Below are 13,291 nucleotides of genomic sequence, written 5' to 3' on the forward strand. Positions count from 1 at the left end.
TGGTCGACGGCATCGACAAAGGCTACATGATCATTTTCTCAATCGGTGCCGTAGCCTATCTCATCGCCTGGGGCGTGATGAAAGCGCTGGTACCCAAGTATAAGGAGATTAAATAAATACCAATTAACCTTGAAGGTTTGGAGAGAGATAAAAGCTACTGCAGTTAAGCAGTGGCTTTGCTTTTACTAAGCAGCCATTTTTCCGTTTAATGAAAGAAATTCCTGAAATTATTTCCGCTGCCTGAAAAATAACTTTTACCTTTGGATATGAACAACAGGAACCGTGGGAAAAATACAGGGGATGATGAATTATTCGGCCGCGAAAAACAGCTTGACAAATTAAGGTCGGCCGTTCAGGATATGCTTTATCTGCTCAGCCGGAATTATCCGGAAAGGGCGGCTTCGGAACTGGTTGGCAATCATTACCGATTAAAGACCCGTCAGATCCAGGCGGTTCGTAGTGCGGCGGCCTCGGAATCACAAATCCGCAGCCGTGCGTTGAAAGAACGTCAATATCAGGATCTGGAAAATCAAATCATCTATCTGGATGGTTTTAATGTATTGATTTTATTGGAAAGCCTGCTTTCTGGAGCCTATGTTTTTGAAGGGGCCGATGGTTGTTTCCGTGATCTTTCAGGAGTACACGGAACATACAAGAGGGTCATGCAGACCCAGACCTCAATTGAGTTGGTAGCCGAGTTTTTCCGGAAGTCAGGAGCGGCAGAGTTGGTCTGGATTTTTGACAAGCCCGTTTCCAACAGCGGAAGAATCAAGCAGATGGTGCTGGATCATGCGTTTGAGCATCACCTGAACTGGAGCGGCGCACTGGAATTCAATCCGGATAAATTTTTAGCAGAACATGCTGAAATTGTTATTTCGTCTGATGCTTGGATCCTGGACCACTGTAAAAATTGGTTTAACCTGATCGAATATCTGATTCTTGAGGAAAAGCTTCCTGTAAACCTGGTCAAAATGTTTAACCATGAATTTTGAAGAACCTGTTCCTTTCTTTTCGGATGAATGGCAACAGAAATACCAAACCATTTTGGCAGAAGAGCACCTGAAATCGATAGGTGGAAATATTCAGAAATTCAAAGACCGGACTTTAGACTTGGACCTGCCTTTTTTTAATGAAGAAGTAAAACCCGACCGTGAAGAAAGTTTCCGGCTGTTCCTTTCTATTATCGAATCTGAAAATTCAGCAAAGAAGAAAGCGGGGCAGCTGGAAGAAATTCCTTTTAAGCATTGGCTAAATGTGTTGGGCCAGCGGCTGACTTCCGCCAGCCTGCGCGATGAGAAAGCCATTCCGCCGTTACAGGATGCACTGATTGAAGCCTGTGAAAAACCGTTTAACAGCGAAATTACCATGGCCCAAAGAGCCTGGGAAAAACACGTGGGAAGAAGGAACGACCAATTCTGGGGTGAAGTGAAAGGCAACAACCGGCAGAAACAGCAGGTGGTCATGGAAAAGATCGACTACATATTCAATCATAAAACCTGGTGGAATATTTTCTTTCATTACAAACACGGGCTTGTATATGAAGTCAGGGAAGCGGAAGGCCACGGCATCCGGTGGAATCATGACGGAACCCGGCTGATCGGCTTCCTGGAAATTTTTATTAATGAATAAATTACCGTTAACCAGATTAATTGGCTGGAAGAGGGAAATTTTCTCCGCCAATTAACCATGAGTGTGTTTAAGAGATACAAATTTTATATCATTCTGAACTTTGGCCTGAAAAATACTTACGCAAACCTTTATGATTACCAGCTGTTTTTTAAATAACGTTACTGGCAGGACTACATCCTATCCTGTAAAAAGCCGTTCCTTCGGGACTTTAAAAAAATGATATTTAAACGGGCTTTTATTGATGACAGTTAGTTCGCTGATCATTGATTGCTATTTACAACCGGTTCTGCTCAGCAGTTTTCGTACCGGTTTTAGCTTCTTTTACTTTTTGGTTTCCAAAATTATATTTAAGATTGATCATGAAATACTGCGTGTCCCGGTAATCCTTAAAATACTGGTTCTGATCGGCGTATCTGGTGGAAATCGTATTTTGATCCGTACGGAAAATATCGTTGAGTACCAATCCGGCTTCCAGGCGCTTGTCAAACATTTTTTTATTGATGATAATACTCACTTTCTGGGAAGCACTGATGTCAAAAGATCCCTGTATCGTTTTCGAATTATAAATATAAGACACATTCAGGTCCCAGGTTTTGGCTTTATCCAGTGTAATCTGTGTGGAAAAATTGGCGTTGTAAAAGAAAACCTCGTTTTTATACAGAAGCCTGTCGGTTCCGAAGAAATAATTTTCCTGGTATTCGCCCATCGCGAAAAGATTCAGCTTCCAGAAGGGCTTAATGGAAAAGCTCTTTGATAAATTGGCACCGATATTTTTTCCATGGTCAATGTTGGTATAATGGTAAATGGTTTCAAAAGTCTGCGGGTTCTGGACGGAAATTTCCATGGACGGATCTTTGATGTAGCTGAAATACGTTTCAAAATTCCAGTCTTTTACAGTGTAAGTCAGGCTCAGATTATGGATGATTGTCGATTTGAGATTGGCGTCTCCCTGAAAATAAGCATATAAATTATAATAAGACTTTGAAGGATTCAGGAAGTCGTAATTCGGGCGGTCGATTCTTTTGCCATAAGAAAATCCAAGCTGCTGTCCTTCTTTTATATTGTACATCAGGTAAAAAGTAGGGAAGAGCCCCGTTCTTGCCGTCCGGTTTTCCACGACAGGATTATCGGATCTTGTTCTGATTAAAGTCGTTTCAGAGCGCAATCCGGCTTTCATTTCCCATTTTTTCCATTTGTATCCGGAAGAAAGATAGGCCGCGAAAATATTTTCACGGTAACTGAACCGATTGCTTTTTTCGGGGTCCGGAAGCAGTACTCCCGAAGTTCCGTCCATGAAGCTGAGGCCGCTTTGGTTTTTCACAAAGCTGTACTTCAATCCGCTTTCGAGAGTAAATTGATTATCGGTATACCGGTAATCCAATTGGGTCGAGTACAAAGAAATATCCTGAACGTTCTGGCTGGCAAACCGGTTTGTGCTTTGAGGCTGCCCGGCAAAATCCAGCCGCGTCTCCACCTCCTGGCTTTCTTTGAAATGTTTGGTGCTGAAATTATTCGCCCAGGTCAGGTTGTGGTTTCCCGACTTCCGGTCATAGTTCAGATAAGCATTAAAGCTATTGTCGTACAGTCCTCTTTTGTTGGACGTCAGGTAATACGATTGCTGCTGGCCGGTCTCCGTACTGAAAATCCGGGTTGGGATAACAAAATGCCCGGCTCTGTCCGGCAGATTACTGCCATCGAACCCGAACTGAACGGTGGAAAGGCTGTCTGGAGCGTATTGTCCGGAAAAATTATAGATATGCTGCCCGCGCATCCTTGTTTTTCTTACCATATCACTTTCCCAGCGGGTTTTATCCTGATCGAAAGTTACCACATCAAAGTTATAGCGTACATTGTTTCCGGTTACAAAATTATAATTTCCCGTCAGCTGCCATTCATCGGTATTGTAAGACTGCAAAGTCCCGATCAGGCCCCGGGCGTAAGTGGCCTGGGTGTAACGCGACGAGATTCTTCCTTTATAGCCGGAAAGTGCATTCTGCTTCATTTTAATATTGATGATGGCACTTCCCTGGGCTTCGTATTTTGCCGGCGGATTCGTAATCACTTCTACGGAAGATACATTGTTTCCGTCGGTATTTTCCAGAAGCTGCTTCAGCTGTTCCTGGCTCATCAGTGTTTTCTTGTCATTGATGGTTACCATAATCTGGGAATTTCCCCGTACGCTCAGTTCCTCGTTTTTTACCAGGATATTCGGGGTGCTTTTCAGGATTTCCCAGGCATTCAGGTTTTGCAGCGGCGTCTTGTCGATATTGAATTCCAACCGGTCGATCTTCCTTTTCAGGATGGGTTTTCTAGCGGTTACCATTACCTGTTCGATATTTTTTACGGTATCTTTTTTCAGGACGATCAGTAAGGGGTCACTGTTTTTCAGGATCACTTCGTAATCCAGGTACTCCGGTTTCTTAATGCTCAGTGATACTGGAAACGCCGTGATTCCTTCCAGGATAAAGTTACCTTTACGATCGGAATGCAGTACCGCTTTATACTCATTAATTTTAATTTCAGCTTCGTCAACAGGCTTCCCTGTTATATTTTCAATATGTCCTTGGATGTTTTGACTCCATAAAAGCAAAGGAAACAGCAATAAGACGATTCCGTAGGCTTTTATTGTTTTTGATGTTTTCATTAAGTAATTTTCTCCAAAATTGAGGCGATCCTCCGGAACGTTTTGTTAACGAACGGTTAATGAACGGTTAATGGCCGTTTTAAAAGGAAATTGATTGTATTTTTGAAACATCAATTCAAATAAAATAACGGGTTAGAACTTCAATTGGAGAATATTAAACCTTGGCATAATTCATTACAGTCATAAAATGAACCGGAAGAAAAATATCACCATTACAGCATTTGCATTCAGCCTTTTGGTACTGATTGTCCTGCAGGGATATTATATTTACAATTCGTACCGTCTGGAAGAAAAAGAACTCAACCGGAAGGCCAAAGCCTTGGCTGAAAAAATACAGGAAAGAATGGAAGACGCCCAGACGGAAGCCCGTGAGGACCGTCTGGTACAGGATTTTCAAAAGCTGAAAAGAGAAATCATTATCCAGAAAGAAGAAATTACTCATCCTGAAAAGCTGTACCGTTCGGAGACCTTCTACAGCAAAAAGCTGGAGGAGATGATTAAAAAAAGTGCAGACAGCTCAGGATTCCGGATCGCCATGAAAAACGAGATCTATTCCGTATTCGATGAGATGCAGAAAAAAGAGCTGCTGCCCGCAAAACGGTCTATTATTCTGTATCAGACCGTGGAAAAAATGAAAAAACCTATGGTTGTGTATGAAGGAAAATGGACCAGCCGCCAGACCAGTAAGGATACCAGCCTGAACCTGAATGAGAAAAATGCATATCTCGTAAAATCCAGGTCGACCTTTCAGGTGCTTAATCTTCAGTATCTGATTTTAAAAAAGATTATTCCGCTGATCATCATCAGCCTGCTGATTGTTATTCTGATTATCATCCTGTTCCGGAACAGCATCCGAAACCTGAACCGTCAGGAAAAAAAAATAGCCCAGCTGCATACCACCATCGATTCGATAGCCCATGAGCTGAATACACCGATCACCACCCTTAAATTTTCTATTGCCCGTTCTTCCGATCCCGAGTCCAAAGCATTGCTGGAACGCCAGATCAGACGTCTGGAAAATATTGTGGCTTCAATCCATACCCATGACGCCGAAGACGTTTTACTGGAGAAAAAAGATCTTGAGGAATATTTCGCCGAGATTAAAAAACAGCATCATGCCATCCGTTTCAATAGCAGCATTGAATTTTATGAAAATAAACGCCTTGCGCTGAATGATTTCCGCCAGATGATGGATAATCTCATCGATAATTCGGTTAAGTACGGAGCTGATGAAATTGAGATCGCTGTAATAATGGACAGCAACATAGAAATAAAGATCTCCGACAACGGAATCGGGATTCCTGATGAACAGCACCGGAATATTTTTGAAAAATACTACCGGATCAGCAGGGAAGCGAATAAGCATACCAATGGCCTCGGGGTCGGACTTTTTTTAGTGAAAAGAATTGTTGATAAATACAGGGGACATATCGAAGTAAGGTCTCGGGAAAAAGGCGTTTCATTTAAAATAACCATGCCCGATGAAGCCTAAAATTTTACTGGTGGAAGACGATCAGGACCTGGGGATGGTCCTGAAGCAATACCTGGAGTTTTCAGATTTCGAAGTACGCTGGATTCCGAATCCCGAAGAAATTCTGAATGATCGAAAGTTGGTAGAGGACTATCAGTTGGCTATTCTGGACGTCATGCTTCCCGTGATGGACGGTTTTGAACTTTCCAGGGAAATCCGGAAAACCTCAGAAATCCCTTTCCTGTTCTTAACGGCAAAAGGACAGAGCATCGACCGGATTTTAGGACTGAAACTGGGCGCGGATGATTATATCACAAAACCCTGTGAACCGGAGGAATTGATCCTGCGAATCAGAAATATCCTGAAACGGCAGCAGTATACCGTGCAGACGGTCATCAGCATAGGCAGCTATTCTTTTATTCCTTCACAGTTCCGGCTTATTTTCAAAGATCAAGCCATACAGCTCACGGAAAAGGAATCGGAGCTGTTGTTGTTGCTCTCGAAAAAGAACCATCAGATCGTCAGCCGGAAAGAAATCCTGGAAACCCTTTGGGGTGAGAACGATTATTTCTTCGGAAGGAGCCTGGATGTCTTTATGACGCGGCTCAGGAAATACCTTCAGCATGACAAAAGGATCCGGTTCGATGCGGTTCGCGGGATCGGCTTCAATATCGAATTTCCGGATTAAAAATTTTTTTTCTGCGTAAAAAGATTGCGCATTACACCGGTAACTTTGTCGGCGTAATATAAAAAGCAATGAAATCTTTTCATCAACATTTTACGCAAAACGAATGGGAATCCTGTCTCAAAGTATTGAATGCTTTGAAGGATGAGCCTTTTCAGAACCCCGATAATCAGATTTTTTCAGGTCTGATTACGAAAATCCATAAGAACGCTAAAAAGCAGAACCGTCAGGAAAGCTATTTCCGGATGAAGTCGGAGGATCTGGAGGTTAATTCCGGCTCGGTCCTCATGAAAAAAGCGCTGGCGGGTGTATCCGATTTTTATGATGATGAAAAGAACGAAACCCGGCTTACGAAATTACAGATCCCGAAAAACTGTTACTGCTGCAACCAAAGCTATCAGTATGCTCATTCCTTTTATAGCAGGCTGTGCCCGAACTGTGCGGAGGAAAATTACGAAAATCGTTTTCTTTCAACGGATTTGACGGGACGGAATGCCATTTTAACAGGTGGACGGGTAAAAGTAGGTTTTGCTGCTGCTTTGAAACTGCTGAGAAGCGGAGCCAACCTGGTTTTAACGACCCGTTTTCCGGCACTGGCTTTGGAAACCCTGCAAAAAGAACCCGATTATGAAGACTGGAAAGACCGGCTGTGGATCTATGGTCTGGATCTGAGAAATCTAAAAGCGATTCAGGAATTTATCGATTTTTACAAGTCGAATTTCAGGGTGCTGGATATTCTGATCAATAATGCGGCCCAGACAATTAAATATCCCGATGCCTATTATCTGCCGATTATCAGAAGGGAAAATGAAATGCTGGTAGAATTTGGAAATAATCAGAATTTAATCCCGAATACCACAGAAATTTCCGCAGGGATCAGACAGCTGGAATATGCGCAGAATGAAGAGGCGAATGTTGCTCTAACCCGTTTCGGACAACCGGTTGACGATCGTGATAAGACCAGCTGGAACTCCACCTTGGAAGAGGTTTCAATGTATGAACTGGTAGAAGTGAATTTAATTAATCACATCGCGCCGTATTTTCTGATCAAAGAACTGAAATCTTTAATGAAAGCTTCCTCTTTTAAAGAGAAATTCATTGTAAATGTCACCTCTTCAGAAGGGATTTTCAGCTATGATAACAAAACCATGTTCCATCCGCACACGAATATGACGAAAGCGGCTTTGAATATGATGACGCTCACGTCGGCCAAGGAATTTGAGAAAGAGCAGATCTATATGACGGCGGTGGACGTCGGCTGGATTTCTACAGGAGCGAAGGAGAGCTTACGGAAAAAGCAGTTCGAACAGGGATATGTTCCTCCCCTGGATCCGGTGGACGGTGCGGCGAGAATCCTGCATCCGATTGTAGAAGGAATCAACGGAAATTATTACAGCGGGGTTTTACTGAAAAATTATAAAATCAACAGCTGGTAAAATATAGAAAGCGTTAGTTCAGCCGGAAGAATGCCGCCCTGTTACGGCGAAAGTCGAAGGTTCGGTCCTACACGCTTTCCTAAACGGAGATCATAGTTTAACCGGAAAAATTTATTCCCTGCACGGAATGGATGCGGGTTCAAATCCCGCTGATCTCCCCAAATTGAAACGGTAGCTCAATGGAAGAGCATTGGCCTTCCCCGCCAGGGGTTGCGGGTTCGAGTCCCGCCCGTTTCACGGAGCACATCGTCTAATGGAAGGACATCGGCTTATTATGCCGGAAATGCAGGTTCGAGTCCTGCTGCGCTTTCAAAACGGAGATCATAGTACTAAGAACGGAAAAATACATTCTGCTAGAATGAGTTGCAGGTTCGAATCCTGCTGATCTTCCCAACTGAAACGGTAGCTCAAAGGAAGAGCACTGGCCTTCTAGGTCAGGGGTTACGGGTTCGAATCCCGCCCGTTTCACAAGGAGTACATAGTTCTAATCCGGAAGAACATTGACTTCACTGATCAGAGGTTGCAGGTTCGAGTCCTGCTGTACTCCCAGACGGAAGCAGTAATTTAATGGAAAAATAGCTCTAACCCAGAGAAATTGCGGGTTCAAATCCTGCCTGTTTCCCTTTTTTAATTTAAAATGATGAAAGAACTAAAAGAAATTTTAAATACCGTCCTCAGGGAAAAGACCGGATATATTACTTTCCTCACCGGTGCCGGCATCTCTGCGGAAAGCGGACTGCCGACTTACCGGTCCATCGACGGGATCTGGATCAAAGGAACCAGATACCACCGTCCCGAAGAGTTCGGAACCTACCGGTATTTCAGCCAAAACCAGGAAGAAGTCTGGCAGTACAACCTGTTCTGGAAGAAAATGATTGAAGAAGCTAAGCCCAATCCCGGACATCTGGCCCTCACGGAAATCGAAAAGCTTCTGGGGAGCCGCTTCAGGCTGATTACCCAGAATGTCGACGGGCTGCATCAGGAAGCCGGCACAAAAGAGGTTTATGAAATCCACGGCAGCAAGCATCAAGTACGATGTTCAAAGGAATGCAGCGAGCCGCTTGAGTTTCCGGAAAACGTTCCGGCTAAAGAATATACCGAAGACCTGATGCCGGAAGATATCGACCACCTGAAATGCAGGAAATGCGGCAACTGGCTTCGGCCGAATACTTTGTGGTTTGATGAAAGCTATAATGAAAAGAATTATTATTTCAATACGTCTTACGGTATTGCCGATCATACCGATATTTTATTCGTTATCGGAACCTCAGGCTCCACGGCTTTGCCCGTTGGTATTGTAGAAACCGTAAAGATCCGTGCTCAGTGGATCGTGCTTATCAATCCGGAAAGCGATACGTATTTTGATGCCATTCTGAAAGGAAGCAAAACCTTATATTCCATCCGGGAAAGCAGTTCGGTAGCGCTTCCGCAATTGGGAAATATAATTGAGGAAATTTTAAAATAAAAATTAATGGTTGCAAGGATTCCCAATCTTAAATCTTTGTAACGAAACAAAATTAATAAGAAACAAAAAAATGAACACCTATATCGATATTGGCATCAATTTAACCAATAAACAGTTTAATAACGAACATGAAGAGATCATCAACCGTGCTCTTGATCATGGAATAGAGCAGATGATCCTCACCGGAACCAGCGTCCGCGGAAGTAAGGAATCGGCGGAGATTGCAGAAGACTATCCCGGCATTTTATTTTCAACGGCAGGAATTCATCCGCACGATGCAAAATCTTTTAATAATGAAAGCATCGGCGAACTCAGAAAATTATTGAAGCAGGACTACGTGGTTTCCGTCGGGGAATGCGGACTGGATTTCGATCGCGATTTTTCACCGAGGCCCGTACAGGAGAAATGTTACCGTGCCCAGCTTGAATTATCGGTTGAGGTCAACAAGCCGCTGTTTCTTCATGAAAGAGCAGCTTTCAGAAGGTTCAGCGAAATTACGGATGAATATATATCCCGGCTTCCGAAGGCCGTTGTGCATTGCTTTACCGGAACTTTAGAAGAAGCGAAAATCTATCTGGATAAAGGATTTTATTTAGGATTTACCGGAGCCATCAGCGATCACAACCGTTTTAAACATTTGGAGGAGGTGATCCGCTATGTTCCGCTCGACCGGATGATGATGGAGACTGATGCGCCTTTTATGCTCCCGAAAAATATGCCCAGGATACAAAACCGCAGAAACGAGCCTTCATTTTTGCCGTACGTCGCCCAAACCATTGCCCATTTAAAAAGGATCAGTATTTCCGAAGTCGCCGGAGAAACAACCGAAGTGGCCCGGAACTTTTTCGGAATAGAATTTTAAACAAAAGAAAAAGGGATTATTTCAGAAATAATTTAACTTTGTTTTTCAGCCGGTACAGTGGTCGGGTCTGATAATGGAGAAGGCCGAATATCTCATCTGCATCGGTATAGGTTTCCGGAATTTCCATGGCATTGATCATGGTTAATCCCCGTCTCTTCATCGCAGCATAAATAACCTTTGCAAAATGGTTTCTGGCACCTTCCTTAGATTTAAATTGTGAAATTCCTTTTGCATGCAGCCTGTACAAATAAAGATTTTCCTGAATAAACTCAGGGTTTCCGTGTTCAAGGATTTTAAGATACAGATCCTGGTCGACAGCGCTCTTGAGCTCAGGATTAATACCTTCCGTTTTAAAATAAGTCTCTTTCCTGAATGTAAAAAAATGGGAAATCTGGATCGGACAGTTGAAAAAATAGGGCGTGTTGTAAATTCTCTTTATTTGGGAGAACATTTTCACTGCAACGAGGTTTTCATCACACATCGTCATCTGGGAATAAGTAGCGACGATCCCGGGAAGACTTTCATAAGCGGCAACGGATTTCTCCAGAGCAATAGGAGAGAGGGCATCATCGGGATCCAGGAATCCGCACAGTTCACCTCCGGCATATTCCACGCATTTTCTCTTCGTAAAACCACAACCCTTGTTGGTTTCATTTTCATACAATTTAAACCGGGAATCCGATTGAATAATATCTTTAATGAGCGCTGCGGAATCATCGGTGGAACAGTCGTCCACAATAATCACTTCCCAGTTTGTAAAAGTCTGAGTGATGATCGACTCATAGCACGCTCTAAAAAATTGGCCATTGTTATAATTGGCTATTAGAATTGAGAACTTTTTCAAAATGTTTTGACTTATTTCAGGGACTAAATGTATTACTTTTTTTATGTACCTTTTTACGGTTTCAATTACTGTATATTTAAGATGTTGATGATCAACAGGATATTTTTTCTAAATTATAGCAGAGTCTTTTATAAGATATTTTGAAGGGAATGTATTTAAACCAAAAGAGTGCTTTACAACGTAAAACACTCTCTTTGTAAGATTAATTTACACACCTGATGAGTCGGTTACAGGCTTTTGATAGCCGATTCCAGAGCCAGCTCAATCATTGGTTTCAAAGCTTTTTCCCTTTGGTCGGCCGAAATATTTTCATGCGTCGGAATGATATCCGAAACCGTAAGAATCGTTGCCGCATTTTTTCCCAGATGTTGAGCGTTGGCAAACAACCCGAATGCTTCCATTTCTACGGCCGGGCAGTTGTATTGGGAAGCAATCGCCGGAACCGCAGGGTCTTTTCTGTAGAAAATATCGCTGCTGTGGATATTGGTCGCTTTGGCATTCAGCGACAATTCTTTCGCCGTTTCATTAATAATGCCGAAAATAGTTCCTTGGTGGGAAAGAATTTCCTCGTCAATACCCCATGCATACTTGGCATACGTGCTTTCGCTGGCGGCGTGCTCAACATTCAGAATATCGAAAACTTTCAGATCCGTCGTATAAGCGCCGCAGGTTCCGATGCGGATAATGGTATCCACCTCATATTCCGTAAACAACTCAAAAGAATAAATACCGATGCTTGGAAAGCCCATTCCGCTGGCACCAACAGTGATTTCCTGTCCTTTATACAAACCGGTGTAATAGAAAATGCCCCTGGTCTGGCTAACCAATTTTGCGTTCTCCAGAAAATTCTCAGCAATATATTTGGCCCGTAACGGATCCCCTGGCTGCAAAACAACTTTGGCGATCTCTCCTTTTTGGGCACTGATGTGAATACTCATAATTTTTTATTTGAAACCGCAAAGATAAGAAAATGCCGATTGCCATACACTCTTCTTACACACAAAGCAGATGTACCATCGGATGCCTATAATATATATAGGTATAAAAATACGTTGCTGAACAATTTTTATAAACAGTACTGAAAAGCGTTAATCAGGCCAATGACAAGAAATTTTTACAACCGGTAAATTCTAAAATCTCTTTGTCCTAAAATCTGTTTGAACTTTAAACTTTTAAACTCCCAAATTCCATTTCTTCTCGAACCCTTCAACACTCCCACGCTCTCACATTTTTTCAGGAGCTTGATCCGGCTCTCTGCTCATACTCCTCGCGCCGGCCTTTTGCCATGGCTTCCTCACCAGACCCTTGGCTTCCCAACACCTTCCATCCGCAGCTGTGGGGTAACCGCGGCGATCCGGGCTAGGGCGGCATGGCTTCTTAAGAACATTCCACTAAAGTTTACTTTTATCATTAGGCCTGTCATTTATATAAGATATATATTAAAGAAAGAAACTAAAGCGTTCTTTCGAATAAAGCCCCGAAGCGGATGATTTAATAACCCCGGGCGGAGCCCGGGATTAAAGCTGTTATATTTCATCAAGCCCTGTAGGGTGCCATGCTTATGACGTAGTGTTTCTTGTTCTGATTCTTTAAACCCTCTTTCCTTTGTTTATGCTTGTTTTCCTCTCCCCAACCTTGCTAAAACTTTCTTTCTCTTCAGCCTTTATTTGAAACTTTCCCTCAATGTGGATAAGTGTGGCATGGCTGTTAACCGACTGTCTGTTATAGGTTTACCTTTCTTATTTTCCCACAAAGGATAATTTATATGAATATTATGTTAACAATATTTGGATTGTAAGGGTAAGAGTTTCTATCTTTGCCCCACTGAAAAACGAAAGGGATTCGGTAGCGCAGAAGAGCTTTTAGGTAAGCGGACATGATTTTTAAGAACACTACTTTATATGCTTATATAATATTTATATACTTATATAATGCAGGATGCATTTAAAACGGATTTAACTTCAAAAACTTTTTTAAAAAGAGTTGTGGAATTAAAAAAGATTTGTATCTTTGCAGTCCCGATAAAGGGAAGCGCAGGAGTAGAGGGATTGAAGGTTTAGGAAAGGGTTAAGGTTAAGAAAAAAACTTTAAATTTCTTTCAAAAACATTTGGTCATTTAAAAATAAATTTTTACTTTTGCACTCGCAAATACGAAGCAACACTGACAGAAAGAGAGCTTCGTTAAAAAGCGAAAGATTTAAGAAGATCATTGACATACAATATAACAACCAAGTAAGGAAAAACTAAAGCGTTAA

10 protein-coding genes and 7 tRNA genes are annotated in these 13,291 nt (G+C 42.4%); 14 read left to right on the forward strand and 3 right to left on the reverse strand.

Annotation, left to right across the window (positions count from 1 at the left end; genetic code table 11):
- The first annotated feature begins 266 nt into the window (after positions 1–266).
- Complete coding sequence (locus FY557_RS19495) at positions 267–992, forward strand: DUF434 domain-containing protein (protein ID WP_149248900.1); 726 nt, start codon at positions 267–269, stop codon at positions 990–992.
- Positions 982–1,629: a hypothetical protein gene (locus FY557_RS19500; RefSeq protein ID WP_149248901.1), complete on the forward strand. Its 648-nt coding sequence runs from the start codon at positions 982–984 to the stop codon at positions 1,627–1,629. The genes FY557_RS19495 and FY557_RS19500 overlap by 11 nt, the downstream gene beginning before the upstream one ends.
- A gap of 274 nt (positions 1,630–1,903) precedes the next feature.
- On the opposite strand, the gene FY557_RS19505 is transcribed toward FY557_RS19500, so the two are convergent.
- Positions 1,904–4,273: an outer membrane beta-barrel family protein gene (locus FY557_RS19505; protein ID WP_149248902.1), complete on the reverse strand. Its 2,370-nt coding sequence runs from the start codon at positions 4,271–4,273 to the stop codon at positions 1,904–1,906.
- Positions 4,274–4,460: 187 nt separating this feature from the next.
- Here FY557_RS19505 and FY557_RS19510 point away from each other — a divergent pair, with 187 nt between their 5' ends.
- The 12 genes from FY557_RS19510 to FY557_RS19565 all read left to right on the forward strand — a co-directional run bounded on the left by FY557_RS19510 (position 4,461) and on the right by FY557_RS19565 (position 10,192).
- On the forward strand, positions 4,461–5,765 hold the full coding sequence (locus FY557_RS19510; RefSeq protein WP_149248903.1) for a sensor histidine kinase: 1,305 nt from the start codon (positions 4,461–4,463) through the stop codon (positions 5,763–5,765).
- The gene (locus FY557_RS19515; protein ID WP_149248904.1) at positions 5,755–6,432 is read left to right on the forward strand and encodes a response regulator transcription factor; all 678 of its coding nucleotides are present in this window, start codon (positions 5,755–5,757) and stop codon (positions 6,430–6,432) included. Before FY557_RS19510 ends, FY557_RS19515 begins: the two co-directional genes overlap by 11 nt.
- 68 nt (positions 6,433–6,500) lie before the next feature.
- Positions 6,501–7,865: an SDR family NAD(P)-dependent oxidoreductase gene (locus FY557_RS19520; RefSeq protein ID WP_149248905.1), complete on the forward strand. Its 1,365-nt coding sequence runs from the start codon at positions 6,501–6,503 to the stop codon at positions 7,863–7,865.
- A 7-nt stretch (positions 7,866–7,872) separates the two neighbouring features.
- Positions 7,873–7,944, forward strand: a tRNA-Asn gene (locus FY557_RS19525).
- Positions 7,945–7,951: 7 nt separating this feature from the next.
- Positions 7,952–8,026 (forward strand) — tRNA-Ala (locus FY557_RS19530).
- Positions 8,027–8,030: 4 nt separating this feature from the next.
- Positions 8,031–8,102, forward strand: a tRNA-Gly gene (locus tag FY557_RS19535).
- A gap of 2 nt (positions 8,103–8,104) precedes the next feature.
- Positions 8,105–8,175: transfer RNA gene (locus FY557_RS19540), tRNA-Asn, on the forward strand.
- Positions 8,176–8,182: 7 nt separating this feature from the next.
- Positions 8,183–8,258 (forward strand) — tRNA-Ser (locus tag FY557_RS19545).
- A 3-nt stretch (positions 8,259–8,261) separates the two neighbouring features.
- Positions 8,262–8,333, forward strand: a tRNA-Arg gene (locus FY557_RS19550).
- Positions 8,334–8,418: 85 nt separating this feature from the next.
- Positions 8,419–8,487, forward strand: a tRNA-Val gene (locus tag FY557_RS19555).
- Between the two features lie 15 nt (positions 8,488–8,502).
- The gene (locus tag FY557_RS19560) at positions 8,503–9,330 is read left to right on the forward strand and encodes an SIR2 family NAD-dependent protein deacylase (protein WP_149248906.1); all 828 of its coding nucleotides are present in this window, start codon (positions 8,503–8,505) and stop codon (positions 9,328–9,330) included.
- A 70-nt stretch (positions 9,331–9,400) separates the two neighbouring features.
- Positions 9,401–10,192 (forward strand): TatD family hydrolase, encoded by a 792-nt coding sequence (locus FY557_RS19565; RefSeq protein WP_149248907.1) that lies wholly within the window; start codon positions 9,401–9,403, stop codon positions 10,190–10,192.
- Between the two features lie 16 nt (positions 10,193–10,208).
- Here FY557_RS19565 and FY557_RS19570 read toward each other — a convergent pair whose 3' ends face one another.
- The gene (locus FY557_RS19570) at positions 10,209–11,036 is read right to left on the reverse strand and encodes a glycosyltransferase family 2 protein (protein ID WP_228451848.1); all 828 of its coding nucleotides are present in this window, start codon (positions 11,034–11,036) and stop codon (positions 10,209–10,211) included.
- A 227-nt stretch (positions 11,037–11,263) separates the two neighbouring features.
- The gene (deoD, locus tag FY557_RS19575) at positions 11,264–11,974 is read right to left on the reverse strand and encodes a purine-nucleoside phosphorylase (protein WP_149248909.1); all 711 of its coding nucleotides are present in this window, start codon (positions 11,972–11,974) and stop codon (positions 11,264–11,266) included.
- Positions 11,975–13,291: the final 1,317 nt, after the last annotated feature.

The sequence above is a fragment of the Chryseobacterium sp. SN22 genome (assembly GCF_008329705.1).
Classification (GTDB): Bacteria; Bacteroidota; Bacteroidia; order Flavobacteriales; family Weeksellaceae; genus Chryseobacterium.

Coding starts and splice junctions, on each gene's coding strand:
- FY557_RS19565 (WP_149248907.1), top strand. CDS start 9,401: ATGAACACCTATATCGATATTGGCATCAATTTAACCAATAAACAGTTT.
- deoD (WP_149248909.1), bottom strand. CDS start 11,974: ATGAGTATTCACATCAGTGCCCAAAAAGGAGAGATCGCCAAAGTTGTT.
- FY557_RS19510 (WP_149248903.1), top strand. CDS start 4,461: ATGAACCGGAAGAAAAATATCACCATTACAGCATTTGCATTCAGCCTT.
- FY557_RS19505 (WP_149248902.1), bottom strand. CDS start 4,273: ATGAAAACATCAAAAACAATAAAAGCCTACGGAATCGTCTTATTGCTG.
- FY557_RS19500 (WP_149248901.1), top strand. CDS start 982: ATGAATTTTGAAGAACCTGTTCCTTTCTTTTCGGATGAATGGCAACAG.
- FY557_RS19560 (WP_149248906.1), top strand. CDS start 8,503: ATGATGAAAGAACTAAAAGAAATTTTAAATACCGTCCTCAGGGAAAAG.
- FY557_RS19495 (WP_149248900.1), top strand. CDS start 267: ATGAACAACAGGAACCGTGGGAAAAATACAGGGGATGATGAATTATTC.
- FY557_RS19515 (WP_149248904.1), top strand. CDS start 5,755: ATGAAGCCTAAAATTTTACTGGTGGAAGACGATCAGGACCTGGGGATG.
- FY557_RS19520 (WP_149248905.1), top strand. CDS start 6,501: ATGAAATCTTTTCATCAACATTTTACGCAAAACGAATGGGAATCCTGT.